This window comes from Micromonospora sp. CPCC 205554 (genome assembly GCF_036902745.1).
Classification (GTDB): Bacteria; Actinomycetota; Actinomycetes; order Mycobacteriales; family Micromonosporaceae; genus Micromonospora; species Micromonospora tulbaghiae.
Window position 1 is genome coordinate 368871 of sequence record NZ_JBAKHP010000001.1, and the last position, 14131, is coordinate 383001.

General features: G+C 75.2%; 10 protein-coding genes. 2 read left to right on the top strand and 8 right to left on the bottom strand.

The features are described 5' to 3' along the window. Positions 1 to 7: 7 nt before the first annotated feature. From V6U82_RS01785 to V6U82_RS01795, 3 genes are read right to left on the bottom strand one after another with little or no spacing between them, the layout of a single operon-like run. Entirely contained in the window at positions 8 to 1234 is a 1227-nt protein-coding gene (locus V6U82_RS01785; protein ID WP_334458761.1) for a cytochrome P450 family protein, read from the bottom strand. Next, the gene (locus V6U82_RS01790; RefSeq protein ID WP_120569519.1) at positions 1231 to 1551 is read right to left on the bottom strand and encodes a putative quinol monooxygenase; all 321 of its coding nucleotides are present in this window, start codon (positions 1549 to 1551) and stop codon (positions 1231 to 1233) included. The genes V6U82_RS01785 and V6U82_RS01790 overlap by 4 nt, the downstream gene beginning before the upstream one ends. After that, positions 1548 to 3827: an FAD-dependent oxidoreductase gene (locus V6U82_RS01795; protein ID WP_334458763.1), complete on the bottom strand. Its 2280-nt coding sequence runs from the start codon at positions 3825 to 3827 to the stop codon at positions 1548 to 1550. The genes V6U82_RS01790 and V6U82_RS01795 overlap by 4 nt, the downstream gene beginning before the upstream one ends. Before the next feature lie 182 nt (positions 3828 to 4009). On the opposite strand from V6U82_RS01795, the gene V6U82_RS01800 reads away from it, so the two are divergent. Further along, positions 4010 to 4768 carry a class I SAM-dependent methyltransferase gene (locus V6U82_RS01800; protein ID WP_334458765.1) on the top strand — a complete coding sequence of 253 codons (759 nt, stop codon included), beginning with the start codon at positions 4010 to 4012 and terminating at the stop codon, positions 4766 to 4768. A gap of 126 nt (positions 4769 to 4894) precedes the next feature. Here the strand turns inward: V6U82_RS01800 and V6U82_RS01805 are convergent, their stop codons facing one another. Both V6U82_RS01805 and V6U82_RS01810 read right to left on the bottom strand, forming a co-directional pair. Continuing rightward, entirely contained in the window at positions 4895 to 7609 is a 2715-nt protein-coding gene (locus tag V6U82_RS01805; RefSeq protein ID WP_334458767.1) for a helix-turn-helix transcriptional regulator, read from the bottom strand. 95 nt (positions 7610 to 7704) lie between these two features. Next, positions 7705 to 8592: an alpha/beta hydrolase family protein gene (locus V6U82_RS01810; RefSeq protein WP_334458768.1), complete on the bottom strand. Its 888-nt coding sequence runs from the start codon at positions 8590 to 8592 to the stop codon at positions 7705 to 7707. 133 nt (positions 8593 to 8725) lie between these two features. Here V6U82_RS01810 and V6U82_RS01815 point away from each other — a divergent pair, with 133 nt between their 5' ends. After that, positions 8726 to 10051: an aminotransferase class V-fold PLP-dependent enzyme gene (locus V6U82_RS01815; RefSeq protein WP_334458769.1), complete on the top strand. Its 1326-nt coding sequence runs from the start codon at positions 8726 to 8728 to the stop codon at positions 10049 to 10051. A gap of 13 nt (positions 10052 to 10064) precedes the next feature. On the opposite strand, the gene V6U82_RS01820 is transcribed toward V6U82_RS01815, so the two are convergent. The 3 genes from V6U82_RS01820 to V6U82_RS01830 are packed head-to-tail and all read right to left on the bottom strand — an operon-like array spanning position 10065 to position 14019. Further along, the gene (locus V6U82_RS01820; RefSeq protein WP_334458770.1) at positions 10065 to 10946 is read right to left on the bottom strand and encodes a YwqG family protein; all 882 of its coding nucleotides are present in this window, start codon (positions 10944 to 10946) and stop codon (positions 10065 to 10067) included. 56 nt (positions 10947 to 11002) lie between these two features. Then, complete coding sequence (locus V6U82_RS01825; protein ID WP_334458771.1) at positions 11003 to 12157, bottom strand: glycoside hydrolase family 26 protein; 1155 nt, start codon at positions 12155 to 12157, stop codon at positions 11003 to 11005. Then, positions 12151 to 14019 carry a glycosyltransferase family 2 protein gene (locus V6U82_RS01830; protein ID WP_334458774.1) on the bottom strand — a complete coding sequence of 623 codons (1869 nt, stop codon included), beginning with the start codon at positions 14017 to 14019 and terminating at the stop codon, positions 12151 to 12153. Before V6U82_RS01830 ends, V6U82_RS01825 begins: the two co-directional genes overlap by 7 nt. Positions 14020 to 14131 lie beyond the last annotated feature (112 nt).

The window sequence follows — 14131 nt, forward strand, 5'->3', positions numbered from 1 at the left end:
GGCGCCGTCAGGCGGTGAAGGTGACCGGCAGTTCCAGCAGGCCACGGAACGGCGAGGCGGCGGGGAGCCGGCGCACCTCGGCGAGCGGTACGCCGAGACGCAGCCCGGGCAGCCGCCGCAGCAGCGCGCCGAGCGCGAGTTCGGCCTCCATCCGGGCCAGCGAGACGCCCAGGCAGTAGTGGACGCCGTGACCGAACCCGAGGTGCGGGCCCCGGACCCGGCGCAGGTCCAGCCGGTCCGGGTCGGCGAAGTGCGCCGGGTCGTGGTTGGCCGCGTTGATCGCCACCCCGACGATCGCGCCGCGCGGGATGCGTACCCCCTGGTAGTCGACGTCCTCGGTGGCGATGCGCGGGCTGGCCACCGGCAGCGGCCCGTCGAAGCGCAACAGCTCCTCGATCGCGGCGGGCAGCAGGCGCGGCGTGGCGCGCAGCAGCTCCATCTGCTCGGGATGCGTCAGCAGGGCCAGCACGGCGTTGCCGAGGAAGTCGGCGGTGGTCTGGTGTCCGGCGAACAGCAGCAGGAACGTGGTGGTGACCAGTTCCGCCTCGGACAGCGTCCCGTCCTGGTCGACGGCCTTGATCAGCGCGGCGATGATGTCGTCGGCCGGGTCGTCGCGCTTGGCGCGGACCAGCCCGGCCAGGTACTGGTGCAGCCGGAGCTGGGCCTCCTGCACCGCCGCCCGCTCCTGCGCCGGAGGCCGGCTGGTGGAGCCGGAGGTGCGGATGACCTGGGTCCAGTCGAGCACCCGTCCGTGGTCGGCCGGCGGTACGCCGAGCAGTTCGCAGATGACAGTCATCGGCAGCGGGATGGCGAAGTCGTGCATGAGGTCCGCCTCGCCGTGCGGCGCCATCTTGTCGATGAGCTGGTCGACGATCGACGCCACCCGGGGGCGCAACGCCTCGATCCGCCGGGGCGCGAACGCCTGCGACACCACCCGGCGCAGCCGGGTGTGCTCCGGCGGGTCGGAGTTGAGCATGTTGCGGTTCAGGCCCTCCGAGTTCGGGCCGAAGATCTTCAGATAGTGCTGCTCCGGGCCGTACAGGTCCTTCGACAGGCGCGGGTCGGTCAACGCGGTGCGCGCGTCGTCGAAGCGGGTGATCAGCCAGGAGTCGAAGCGCGGCGAGCCGACCGGGCAGACCGGCCGTTCGGCGCGCAGCCGGGCCAGCGCAGGGTACGGGTCGGCGGCGAACGCGTCGGTGTACAGCTCGCTCGCGGGCATCACGTCGTCGGTCATCGCCCCTCCCCCGGCTCGCCGGCCACGCTGTGCAGCACCTGGTAGGTGTGCCGGTCGGCGGACTCGCGCAGCTCGCGGATGATGCTCAGCAGCCGGTCCCGGTGCGTGCTGCGGCCGAACGCGTCGAGCCGTTCACGGTCCGCCCAGTCGCTGATGATCAGGTAGCTGCGCGGGTCGTCGGCGTCGCGGACCAGGTCCTGGTGCAGGCAGCCGTCCAGCGTGCGGATCTGTTCGGCGGCGGTGAGCCACTCGGCCTCGAAGCGCTCCTCGCAGCCCTCCCGGGTCCGCATCGACAGCACGGTCCGGACCCGGCTCACCTGGCGCTCCCGAAAACCAGGTGCAGGTGCTTGCGCAGCGCGTCCGGGTCGACCGGCGCGCCCCGGAACCCGACGTGCCCGTCCGGCCGGATCAGGTACAGGCCGGTGCCGTCCAGCCCGTACGCGGCGCGGAAGCGCCGCTCGGCGTCGCGCACCACCGGCGGGTCGAGCAGTCGCGGTTCGTCGGCGTCCGGGTCGAGCAGCAGGTACGCGTCGAGTTCCCCGCCGGCCAGCCGCCGCGCGTCGGCGCACAGCCCGGTGAACGCGGCCAGGTCCCCGGCGCCGGCCGTGCGGTCGGCGTAGAGCAGCAGCGTGTGCCGGGTGCCCCGGGTCAGGTCGCGCAGCCGCAGCGGGTGGCCGACGCCGCGCCGGCGCAGCCCGTCGACGTCCGGCGCGATGTCGCCGGGGCGCGGGGCGTCGCCGAGCGCGGCCGGGTCGGCGACCGTCTCCCCGACCAGCGGGCTGCCCGCGTAGCTGAGCAGCATGGACATCTCCTGGAGGAACTGCCGTTCCAGGTCGGCGCGGTCCACCTCCTCGGTGCCGGCCATCCGTACCGCCCGGCCGACGATCTCCTCGCCCTCCGGGCGCCGCTCGGTCTCGTAGCTGTCCAGCAGGCCGGGCGCGGCGAGCCCGCGTACCGCGAGGGCCAGCTTCCAGGCCAGGTTCCAGGTGTCCTGGATGCCGGTGTTCATGCCCTGCCCGCCGGCCGGCGGGTGCAGGTGGGCGGCGTCCCCGGCGACGAACACGCGGCCGTCGCGGTAGCGGTCGACGATGCCGTGGCTGATCCGGAACACCGAGGACCAGCGCAGGTTGCTCGCCCGGGTGCCGGCCGGCGCGAGGCGGTCCAGCGCGGCCTGCACGTCTTCGATGGTCGGTTCGTCGAGTTCCTCGCTGAACCCGGGCGGGGCGTCGCGCCCGCCGGTCTGGGCGAAGAACCGGGGCGGCGCGAGCGTGGCGATGCGGTAGCGGTGCTCGCCGCGCAGCGGTACGCAGACGAGCATCCCGTCCATCTGCCCGTCGGTCATGTGCAGGAACCGCAGCAGGTGCCCGTCCGGCATGTCCCAGTTCACGTCGACGTCCACCAGCATGAACAGTTGCGGGAACCGGCCCAGCCCGCCGGTGAAGGTGAGCCCGAGCCGCTCCCGTACCCGGCTGTGCGCGCCGTCGGCACCGACCAGGTACGCCGCGCGTACCGTCTCGGTGCCGCCGTCGGCGGTCCGGACGGTGGCGGTCACGCCGTCGGCGTCCTGGGTGAAGTCGACGAGTTCGGCGCCGCGCTGCGGGCGCACCCCGAGCGCGGCCAGCCGGGTGGTGAGGATCCGCTCGGTCTCGTACTGCGGCAGGCCGAGGTGGGCGTACGGCAGGCCGGGCAGCTCCCAGCTCATCCGGTGGGTCTGCTCGCCGTTGACGAAGACCATGTTGCCGGTGAGCCAGATGCCGGCGTCCATGGCCTCCCGGACGACGCCCTGCTCCTCCCAGATCTCCATGGTGCGGCAGTGCACACCGATCGCCTTGTCGGCGTGGCCGGGCGGGGTGACCTGTTTGTCGATCACCAGGCAGTCGATGCCCCGCCGGGCCAGTTCGACGGCGGCGGTCAGCCCGGTGGGCCCCGCCCCGACGACGAGTACGTCTGTTGTCCTGTGCACGTCGGCCTCCCAGCCCGTGGTGGGGTGTCGGCGGTCGTCCGCGTCGGGCACGACGTGGAACAGCCGGCGCCGGATGTCGAGAAGGAACGGTGCGATCGGTCCGGCCTGCGCCGAGGCGTGGGCCGGGTCGCCGATCCAGGCGAGGAACGGCGCGGCGCCGTCCCACTCGGCGAAGATGTGGTGGATGTCCGAGCCGGGTTCGCGCAGCAGCTGTTCGCGGCGGTAGCCGGGTATCGCGGTCATCCGCCGGACCACCTCGGGGTAGCCCCGGTGGAACTCGGCGAGCCGGTCGAGCGGCACTGTCAGCTCGACGTCCACGTAGACCGGGCCCGTTCCGTCCCCGGTCTCGCGCATCAGCGGGTACTCGGGGCCGCCCGCCGGCTCGGTCAGCGGCCGGAGCAGGCCGGCCAGGCGGGCCGCCACCGGCCCGCGCCGGTACGCGCGCAGCGCCGCCTCGTCGGCCCACTCGGTGACGACGACGAAGCCGCGCGGGTCGAGGGCGTCGCGCAGCAGCTCGTGCCGCAGGTTGCCGGCCAATGCGCCGAGCTGCCCGGCGACCGTCTCGAAGGCCGGTCCGACCGCGGGCTCGCAGCCGGTGCGCGCGCGCAGCCGGAGCATCGTCCTGATCATGCAGCCCCCTCGAACGGTGCCGTCGTCGTGCCGCGACCCTGCCGCAGCGCGCGTCACCCGCTCGTCACCGTCGACCCGCCGCACGTCCGGTCCCGGTGACGCCGCCGGGACGCCCGCGCTTATTGCAAAAGTTTGGCAACAAGCCTCGACAGGGTCGCCTACCGGTAACTATCGTGAGCGTCATGACTCCTTACGACTTGGATGTGCGCGCCTGGCAGGAGAGCTGGGACCGGCAGCAGGAGACGTTCATGCCGGACCGGGAGCACCGCTTCGACGCGATGCTCGACGCCGTCGAGGCGGTCACCGACGACCCGCCGCCACGGGTGCTCGACCTGGCCGGCGGCACCGGCTCGATCAGCCTGCGGACGCTGGCCCGCCGGCCCGACGCCGAGGTGACGGTGCTCGACCTCGACCCGGTGCTGCTCACCCTCGCCGAGGCGGCGCTCGCCGGACGGGCCTCTGTGGTGACCGCCGACCTCAACCGGTCCGACTGGGCCGCCACGCTGCCGCACCGCGACTACGACGCGGTGCTCACCGCCACGGCGCTGCACTGGCTCGACGGGCCGCGCCTGGCGCAGCTGTACGGCGAGATCCGCGACGTGCTGCGCCCCGGCGGCGTGTTCGTCAACGCCGACCACATGCCCGACGACGCGATGCCGGCGCTCGCCGAGCGGCTGCACGCGCGGGCCGTCGAGCTGCGGGCCGCCCGGCACCGCGCCGGCGCGGCGCTGTCCTGGTCGGACTGGTGGGCTCGGGCCGGGGACGATCCGGTGCTCGGTCCGCTGGTGGAGAAGCGGCGGCAGATCTACCCGACCGGGCACAGCCCGGAGTGGACCCCGCCCGCGGCGTGGCACCTGGAGGCGCTGCGCGCGGCCGGCTTCGCCGAGGCCGGCGTGCTCTGGCGCGGCGGCGGGGACGCCGCGGTGGCCGCGCTGCGCTGACGGCGTCGCGGCCGGACCCCGCTCGCCCCGCGGCCCGGCCCGACCCGCCGCCGGGGCTCGGCACAGCCCTTGCGTGACCGGGCCCGGCCACCGCCGCGACACGACGCACCGAACCGGCCCGCCCGATCAGGACAACAGGCGGGCCAGTTCGGTACGCGAGCGCACGCCGAGCCGGTGGAAGACGTTGCGCAGGTGGTGGTCGACGGTCCGGGTGGACAGGCACATCCGGGTGGCGATCTCCCGGTTGGTCGCCCCCTCCGCGACCAGCCTTGCGATGTGCAGCTGCTGCCCGGTCAGCAACTGCTCCGGACCGTGCCGCACCGGCCCGACCGACTCCCCCGCCGCGCGCAGCTCCTCCCCCGCCCGGTCGGCCCAGACGGTCGCGCCGAGCAGCGTGAACGCCTCCCGGGCCCGGTGCAGGTGCGCGCGGGCGTCCCGGGGCCGGCGCCGGCGGCGCAGCTCGCGGCCGAACAGCAGCTCGGTGCGGGCGCGCTCGAACCGGTCGGTGTCGGCCGGGTGCAGCCGCAGCGCCGCGTGGAACTCCCGTTCGGCCTCCGGGCCGCCGCGCGGCGCGAGCAGCGCCCGGCAGCGCGCGGCGAGCGCCCGCCGCGACGGGCTCGCCGTGCTGCTGGCCCAGTGGTCGAACACGGCCAGCGCGGCGGCCGGCCGCCCGCCGTCCTGGGCGGCGGCCTCCACCAGGTACGGCGTGGCCATCACCTGGACCAGCACCTGCCCCCGGCCGGTGCCGGTGCGGGCCAGCGCGGACAGCCGGGCCACCGCGTCGGCGTACCGGCCGTCGATGAGGTCCAGCACGCCCAGTGCCCAGCGGGCGTACGCGTCCGGCCGGCTCCCCGGTGCGGCCCCGTCACCGATCTCGGCGATCCGGGCCAGCGCGGCGTCCCGATCGGCGCGCACCGCGGCCAGCACGGCGAGGATGCCGAGGTGCACCTGGGCGCACACGTGCTGGCCGCCGGCGCGGGCGGCGCGCACGCCCTCGCGGGCGGTCTCCGCCGCGGCCTCGTGCCGGCCCAGCCAGTATTCGGCGACGGCCCGCAGCTCCAGCGCCCGGGGCAGCAGGGACAGCTCGCCGCGCGAGCGGGCCACCTCCACCGCCCGGCCGGCGAGGCGGTGCGCGGGACCGTCCACGGCCACCAGCAGGGCGGCCGCGGCGGCGCAGACGAGCGCGCCGGGGGTCAGCGCGGGCCCGGTCAGCCGGCCGCCGATGACGACGACCCGGCGCAGCGCCGGGCCGCCGCGCGCGTGGTCGCCCCGCAGTGTGGCGCCGACGCCCGTGGCGAACGTGGCCAGCAGGTCGAGTTCGGGCGGGTCGGCGGGCCGCCGCAGCGCCTCGGCCCGGCGGGCCACCTCGGCGTACCGGTACTGGTCGCCGGTGACGCAGATGGCCTCGCCGGCCCGGACCAGCGCCAGCAGCGCGGCCCGCCGGTCGGCCGGCGCGACCGCGTCGGCGGCGGCCAGCAGCGTGGCGACCGCGGCGGCGGGCGCGTCGCAGCGCAGTTGCATGTCGCCGCGGAGCAGGTCGGCCCGGCCGTGCGCCGGTCCGGCGGTCAGGCGGCGTAGCAGCCCTCGGGCCTGGTCCGGGTCACCGGCGGTCCAGGCGCACCGCGCGGCAGCGACGGTCAGCTCGGCGGCGCGGCCGGGGTCGGGGCTCAGCTCGGCCGCGCGGCGCAGCACGACCGCTGCGGCGGCGCGGTCCGGCACCTCGTCGACGGCTGCCGTCAGCTCGGCGGCGAGCACGTCGGACGGGCAGCCGGCGGCGGTGGCGTGGCGCAGCGCCCGGCCAAGCGCGCCCTCGGCGAGCGTGCCGGCCAGCAGCAGGTGGGCCGCGCGCAGGTCGGCGAGCGGCGCGACTGCGGTGATCATCGTGCGGGCGAGCGGGTGCGGGAACGTCACCCCGCCGGGCCCGGTGCGCAACAGGCCGGCGGCCTCGGCGGGGGCGAGCGCCTCGACGGTCAGTCCGGCCGCCCACGCGGCGCGGACCAGGGTGCCCGGGTCGTCGCCGGGGTCGAGCGCGGCGAGCAGCACCATCCGCCGGGTCGGCACCGGCAGCCGGTCCAGGCGGGCCCGGTACGCGGCGGCGAGCGCGCCGTCCACCGGCGGCGCGTCGGGCAGCGGCGCCTCGCCCCGCCACTGGGCCGGGGTGAGGCTGCCCGCCAGGTCGGCCAGCGCGGCCGGGCTGCCCCGGCTGAGCGCGGCCAGCGCGGCGGCCACCGGCGCGGGTGGCCGCTCCCGCAGCCCGGCGAGCATCCCGTGGCAGTCGTGGGCGTCCAGCGGGCGCAGCCCGTGGGCCGGCACGCCGTCGACAGTGGCCGGGGCGGTCGCGGTCAGCAGCATCGCCACCGGCAGCCGGCGCAGCCGGCGCGCCACCACGGCGAGCGTCCAGGCGCTCTGCGGATCGCCGGCGTCGAGGTCGTCCACGGTGCACAGCAGCGGCCGGTCCGCCGCCACGGCGGCGAGCAGGGACCGCACCGCCGCGGCCAGGGCGAGGCGCTGCTCGGCCGGGCACCCGTCGCCGCCGAGCGCGCGGCGCAGCAGCCGCCGCTGCCGCACCGGGAGCGCCGCGTCCGCGTCCAGCACCGGGTCGAGCAGGCGGTGCAGCCCGGCGTAGGGCAGTGTCGCCTCGTCGGCCAGACCGGCGCCGGCGAGCACCGCGCGCCTTTCGGCCCACCGGCGGGCGTACGCCAGCAGGGCGCTGCGCCCGGAGCCGGGCGGCCCGTGGAACAGCAGCGCGCCGCCGTCGTCGCGGTCGAGGAGGCGGCGGATCGCGTCGCACTCGTCGTCCCGGCCCCACAAGGCTATATGCACTGTCGATGCAGAAACCATGCATCCAGTGTCACCTATGGGCAACCCGTCGGAAAAGAGGCGGACACGCTGTCGGGGTGGTCGCCGCGCGGCGACCACCCCGACAGATGTGGGGTTCAGGAGCTGGGGCAGGTGTTGCGGTACTCCTGGATCGCCGACCCGCTCGGGCCCGGGCAGAGGAACTGCTCGTAGCGGGTGTCGTCGTCGACGAACCGCTTCAGCCAGGCCACCATCTGCTTCGCCGTCGGCGTGTTCGTCGTCTGCGGGAAGAAGTGGCTCGCGCCGTCCAGCTCCAGGTACGCCTTCTCCGAGGACGCCGGGATGCTGTTGTAGAACGGAATCGAGTGGGTCGCCACCGGCGCCACGCTGTCGGTCTCGCCGCCGATGATGAGCGTCGGCACCCGTACCTCGGACCAGGTCTTGTCCAGGTTCCACGGCGCGAGCGGGACGGCGGCCTGCAACGACGGCCGGGCCGCCGCGGCCTCCAGGCTGCCGCCACCACCCATCGAGTGCCCGGCCACCGCGAGCCGGGAGGAGTCGATCCGGCCCCGCACCGAACTGCGCTGGGTCAGGTAGTCCAGCGCGGCCAGGAGCTGGCGCCCCCGGCTGTCCGGCTGGTCCAGCCGCGTGTTGGTCTCGATGCCGATCACCACGAAGCCGTGCGAGGCGATCCGCGGTCCGAGCCAGCTCAGGCTGGACCAGGAGGCGGTGTAGCCGGGCGAGATGGCGACCGCGCCGAAGGTGCCCTCGGCGGTGCTGGTCGGGTAGTAGATGACGCCGCCGCCGAAGCCGGTCACGCTCAACGAGGAGACGTTGATCGACGAGGTGGCGAACGGGCCGCGGCTGGCCTCCAGGATGGCGCTCGTGGGCGCCGGGCCGCGCTCGTAGGGGCCGGCGGCGCTCGCCGCGGCCGGGACGGCGAGGGCGCCGCCGGTGGCGAGCAGTGCCGCCACGGCGAGGCGGGCGAGGGCACGGACGGGGGTACGGGAACGGGTGGTGGGCACGTCGGTCACTCCTTGCGCCGGAATTACATCGACATGCGTCAGCATCCGCGTCCGGGCCGCCGGCGCGCATCGGTGAAATCACCGGTCCCGGGCGGTGATCCGGTCGTGACATGCGGGGCGGACGATGGGCTGCATGCATCCGACCCGACGGCGCCTGACCCGGCGGCACCTGCTCGGCGCGACCGCGGCGGCAGGCGTCACGGGCCTGGCCACCGGTTGCGAACCGGACCGCCCGGCGGGCGGGACCGATGCGTCCGGCGACGCGCCCGCCCTGGATCCGGCCAGCTGGGACAGCGTCCGCGCCCAGTTCGCACTCGACCGCTCCCGGGCGCACCTGGCCACGTTCGTCTTCGCCCCGCACCCGGCCCCGGTACGGGCCGCCGTGGCGGCCCACCGCGCCGGCCTCGACCGGGACGCCTCCGGCTACCTGGCCGCGAACGAGGAACGGCTGGACCGCGCGGTGCTCGCCGCGGCGGCCGGGCACCTCGACGCCCGTTCGGACCACATCGCGCTCACCGACTCCACCACCATGGGCCTCGGCCTGGTCTACAGCGCGATCCGGCTGCGACCGGGCGAGGAGGTGCTGACCACCGAGCACGACTTCTACGCCACCCACGAGTCGCTGCGGTTGCGCGCCGAACGTGACGGCGTCACCGTGCGCCGGGCCCGCCTCTACCGGGACGCGGCCACGGCCGGGGCGGACGAGATGGTCGCGGGCCTGACCGCGGCGCTCACCCCGCGTACCCGGGTGGTGGCGCTGACCTGGGTGCACTCCGGCACCGGCGTGAAGCTGCCGGTACGGCGGCTGGCCGAGGCGGTACGCGAGCGCAGCCCGGAGGCGTTGCTCTGCCTCGACGCGGTCCACGGCTTCGGCGCCGACGCGTCCACACCCGAGCAGCTCGGCTGCGACGTGCTGGTCTCCGGCTGTCACAAGTGGCTGCTCGGGCCGCGCGGCACCGGCCTGGTCTGGGCCGCCGAGCGGGCGTGGGCGCGGATGACGCCGGTGGTCCCGACCTTCGACGGGCGGGCCATCGGACGTTGGATGGCCGGCGGGACCGGCGGGGCGCCGGTCCCGCCGGGCCTGGCGCACACGCCCGGCGGCTACCACAGCTTCGAGCACCGCTGGGCGCTGGCCGACGCGTTCGCGTTCCACCGGCGCATCGGCCGGAACCGGGTCGCCGAACGCACCCGGGAACTGGCCGACCGGCTCAAGGAGGGGCTGGCCGGGATCCGGGGCGTCCGGCTGGTCACGCCGCGCTCCGCCGACCTGTCGGCCGGGGTGGTCTGCTGCGAGGTGCCCGGCGTGCCGGTGGGCGAGGCGGTGAGCCGGCTGTGGTCGGCCGGCGTGGTCGCCAGCAGCACCCCCTACCGGCCGTCGTACCTGCGCTTCGGCGCGACGATCGCCAACGGCGAGCAGGACGTGGAGGCGGCGCTGCGGGCGGTCCGCACGCTGGTCTGAGCCGGACCGGCCCTCACTCGGTGAACTCGCAGAAGGACAGCGCCCTGTCGAACCGCCGGGCGGCGAGGTCCTCGTGGCGGATCAGGAACCGCGCGTTGACGAACTCCTCGTCCGGTACGCCGAACTGCGCCAGTGGCACCCACTCGCGCATCACCCGCTGCCGCTCCTCGTACAGGGCCACCATCTGCTCGGCGCGGGGCAGGGACCTCGCCTGCCGCCTCCGCTCCGCGTCCATCATGATCACCTCTGGCGGGTCCTGGGCCGAGACGGTGTAGCCGCCGATGAAGACGTCCTCCGCCAGCCATCCGTTCCGCTCCGGCCAGAGCCGCTCGACCAGCGCGCTCATCTCCTTGAGGTGCGGCATGTCGCGCAGGAGCTGGATCTCGGTGGCGCTCAGCCAGGTCTCGGAGCGGTCGAGCCAGTCCGGCAGTTCCGCCTGGAGCCCGGCGTACATCTCGTGCTCGGGGGCGAGGAACGGCTCCATCTCGGTGTCGGCGGGCACGACGTACTCACCGTCCACCGTCTCGGCGCCGGCCGGGACGTACACGACCCGCGCGAACTCCTGCTCGGCCTCGATACCGCAGGCGTCCAGTGCGCTCTCCTGGTCGAGGAAGAACAGCAGCGTGCCGTCGGCCGGCAGGGCGAGGTCGGGAACCCGGGGCAGCGCCGCGCAGTCGAGCCGGAGCAGGAACGGCAACGGGAACCCCTCCGAGCACGTGGGCCACGGCATGCCCACCGGCAGCCGCGGCCGCCCGCCCCGCCGCCCGGCGTGCACGCCCTCCGCACGCCGGCAGGCGTGGATCTGGAACCGGATCAGCTCCGCGAAACGGGCCACCTCGTCCTCGGGCACGCCCTGCTCGATCGCCGCCCGCCGGAATTGATCTCTCTCGTTCATGATCGTGGAGAGTAGCCGCGCCGTCCGACATGGAGGGTGGCCGGCAGCGGACGGGGTCAGGGCCCGGCGCGCGGCCTCGACGCCGCCGACCAGGTCACGTCGTAGCGTTCGGCGGCCACCGCCTCGGCGAACGCGGTCGCCGCCGCCGGTGAGCCGGCGATGCGCCAGTCCTTCTCCTTGTCCACCTCGAACCAGATCAGCCCGATCAGGTCCGGGTAGCGGGGCAGGGCGCGGAACGTGTCCCGGATCCACCGCGCCTTGTGCCCGGCGGCGTCGGCGGCGCCGGTCTCGGTGACCACGAGCGGCTTGCCGCTGACCTTGCGGATCTCCGCGATCGTCGGGCCGAAGATCTGGTCGAACGACCAGTACGTCTTGGTGAAGGCGCCGCTGCCGTAGTAGCCGGTGACGCCGACCCAGTCGACGTACTCGTCACCCGGGTAGAGGCCGGTGAGCCCGGCGGTCGTCTTGTCCCAGCGGGCGTTCGGGCTCCACACCCAGGTGACGTTCGTGGCGCCGGCCTCGGCGAAGACGTCGTGCACGTGCCGCCAGGCACGGACGTAGTCGCCGGGGCGGTTGCCGTTGGCCCGCTCGCACCAGGGGTACCAGTCGCCGTTCATCTCGTGCGCGAAGCGGATCGCCACCGGGTAGCCCAGCGACCGGACGCCGTCGGCCCAGGAGCGCAGGTAGGCGTCGAAGTCGCCGCGCGCGATGCGGGCCAGCCGGTAGTCCGGCTGGGTGGCGCGCAGCCGGTCGATCTGCCGGTCGGTCAGGGCGGTACGACGGGCCGCCCGGTCGACCGTGTGGTCCCAGGGCTCCCAGCCGAGCATCGGCATCATGCCCCGCTCGGCGATCCGGTCGAACAGGCTCCGGTCGAACGCGGCCGAGGCCCAGTCGGCGCCGAAGAGCATCACCTGCGGGGATCGCCCGGCCGCCTCGGCGAACCGGTCCACCGGCGCGAAGTCGTACGGGCCCTTGTCGGTCATCACCCCGAAGAACGCCTGCCCGGCCGGAGGGAACGGGCCGCCGCGCGGGCTCGGCACGACCGCCGCCGGCACGTCGGTGCTCGCCTGCGGCGTCGCCGGGGCGGACCGCTGCGCCGAGGCGCCCGTGCCCTGGTCGCGCCACGTGCCCGGCGCCACCACGAAGGCGTACGCGAGCAGCAGCAACCCGGCCAGCGCCAGGCCCATCCGGGGCAGCGTCGGCCTCAGCACGGCACACCGCCCTCGGTTGCGGGCCGGGGAACCACCTGGGGCTCCCGGGCCACGTCGGCGGTCCGGTCCCGGCGGGCCCGCAGACACTCCACCCAGGAGATCAGCGGCGGCGCGAGCCCGGTCAGCAGCGTCAACGCCGGCCAGACCCGCAGCAGCGGGTAGTCGTGGTCGAGCGCGAAGCTCGCCGCGAGCAGCCCGGCCGCGGCGAGCGCCCAGCACAGGTGCAGCCGGAACGTACGCGGCGACTCGACGGTGCGCAGCGCGCCCTTGGCGGTGACCACGAACCCGAGCTTGCGGCGCAGCAGGGCGCCCACCGCCGCGGCCACGTAGACCGGTCCGGCGAACAACGCGAGCGCCATGCCGACCATGCCCACCTCCTCCCGCTCGTGCGGGGCGATGTTGAAGCGGCGCAGCCACAGCCAGAGCAGGAACCAGGTGCCGATGGTGGAGCCCCACAGCGTCGCCCAGACCTGCGGGTCGAGCCGGCCCGCGTCGACGCCGGTCAGCAGGTACAGCGCGGTGGCGGCGTTGCCCAGCAGCAGGCTCACCGCCACGCTCGGGTAGTAGAACTGGAGCAGCCGGTACTGCCAGCGACGGCGCGACGGCAGGTCGCGCGGCGTGCGCAGCTCGCGCCGGAGCAGGATCTCGCAGATCCCGGCCGCCCAGCGCTTCTGCTGGTTGAAGTAGTCCGCCCAGGAGGTCGGTCCCTCGCCGAGGGCCACCACGTCCGGGGTGTAGACGCCCTTCCACCGGTTGCCGGTGGCCGGGTTGACGGCGGCGTGCACGCGGATGCTGGTGAGGTGGTCCTCGATGATCGAGTCCTGGTAGCCGCCGACGGTCCGCCAGGCCGCCGGGCGGTACAGGTGCCCGGTGCCGGTCAGCAGCGGCGCGTCCAGGCCGTTGCCGCCCCGGGCGATCAGCCCGTTGTAGAGGTACTGCTGCACCGAGGCGCCGTGGGCGACGAAGTTCTGATGCATGTTGCCGTACACCTGGGGGGTCACCACGAACGCGACGTCCGGGTCGCGGAAGTAGCCGAGCGTGCGTTCCAGGAAGTTCGGCAGCGGCACGTGGTCCGGGTCGACGTTCGCGACCACGTCGTAGCGGTGCTCGTGCTCGGCCCGCCAGGCGTTGTGGTTGCCGGACTTGGTCCGGGCCCGGAACTCGCCGCCGGGCCGGTTGTACTCGGGCCGGCCCTTGCGGGTGAAGTGGCGTACGCCCAGCCGCGCGGCCATCGCCCGTACCGCCGGGTCGTCGCCCTCGTCGAGGATCCACACGTCGACGTGCCCGCAGTAGACGATCTCCCGCAACCGGCGCAGCGTCCGCTCGGCGACCTCGATCGGCTCCTTGCTCGGCACGATGGTGGTGAGCAGCGCGACCCGCAGGCCGACCGGCGGGTCCACCGGCACCGGATCCCGGGCGTGGAACGCGAAGATCCAGACCACCACGTTCTGCGCGAGGCGGATCAGCTCGACGCCGACGACGACGCAGAACGCGAGCCGGGCGGCGACGGTCTGCCAGCCGCCGAGCCCGACGACGCCGGGGCCGGGCACGTGCTGGGGCAGCAGCAGCCAGCCGACGAAGACCAGGCCGGCGGCGCTGTTGACGAGCACCAGCAGCGTCAGCACCAGCCGCGCGGCCGCCGAGGCGGTGGGGCGGAACTCGACCGCCGCGTCGGGGCGGCGGGGCGGGCGCAGCGGGCCGGCGGTGGCCCCGCAGCGCGCGTACGCGAGGCGGGCGCGGACGTTGCGCTGCCGGCGGTCCGGATCGGCCGGCGCCCCGGGCGGGGCGGGTGCGATCGGGCGGGCGCCCGGTGTCCCGGCCGTCGTGGCGCGGGACGGGCGTGTATCGGCGGCGACGGCCACGTTTCCCCCATGGTCTGCATCCGGCTCAGGAGCCGACCGAATGCTAAGCCGACAATCAACCGCAAAAAGGTCGAATCAGGCAGACATCGCCCGTTCGTCGACGGGTCGCACG

Excerpts from the sequence above, each read along its gene's own strand:
- V6U82_RS01820 (WP_334458770.1), bottom strand. The coding sequence starts at position 10,946 with ATGAACGAGAGAGATCAATTCCGGCGGGCGGCGATCGAGCAGGGCGTG.
- V6U82_RS01800 (WP_334458765.1), top strand. The coding sequence starts at position 4,010 with ATGACTCCTTACGACTTGGATGTGCGCGCCTGGCAGGAGAGCTGGGAC.
- V6U82_RS01805 (WP_334458767.1), bottom strand. The coding sequence starts at position 7,609 with ATGGTTTCTGCATCGACAGTGCATATAGCCTTGTGGGGCCGGGACGAC.
- V6U82_RS01785 (WP_334458761.1), bottom strand. The coding sequence starts at position 1,234 with ATGACCGACGACGTGATGCCCGCGAGCGAGCTGTACACCGACGCGTTC.
- V6U82_RS01795 (WP_334458763.1), bottom strand. The coding sequence starts at position 3,827 with ATGATCAGGACGATGCTCCGGCTGCGCGCGCGCACCGGCTGCGAGCCC.
- V6U82_RS01815 (WP_334458769.1), top strand. The coding sequence starts at position 8,726 with ATGCATCCGACCCGACGGCGCCTGACCCGGCGGCACCTGCTCGGCGCG.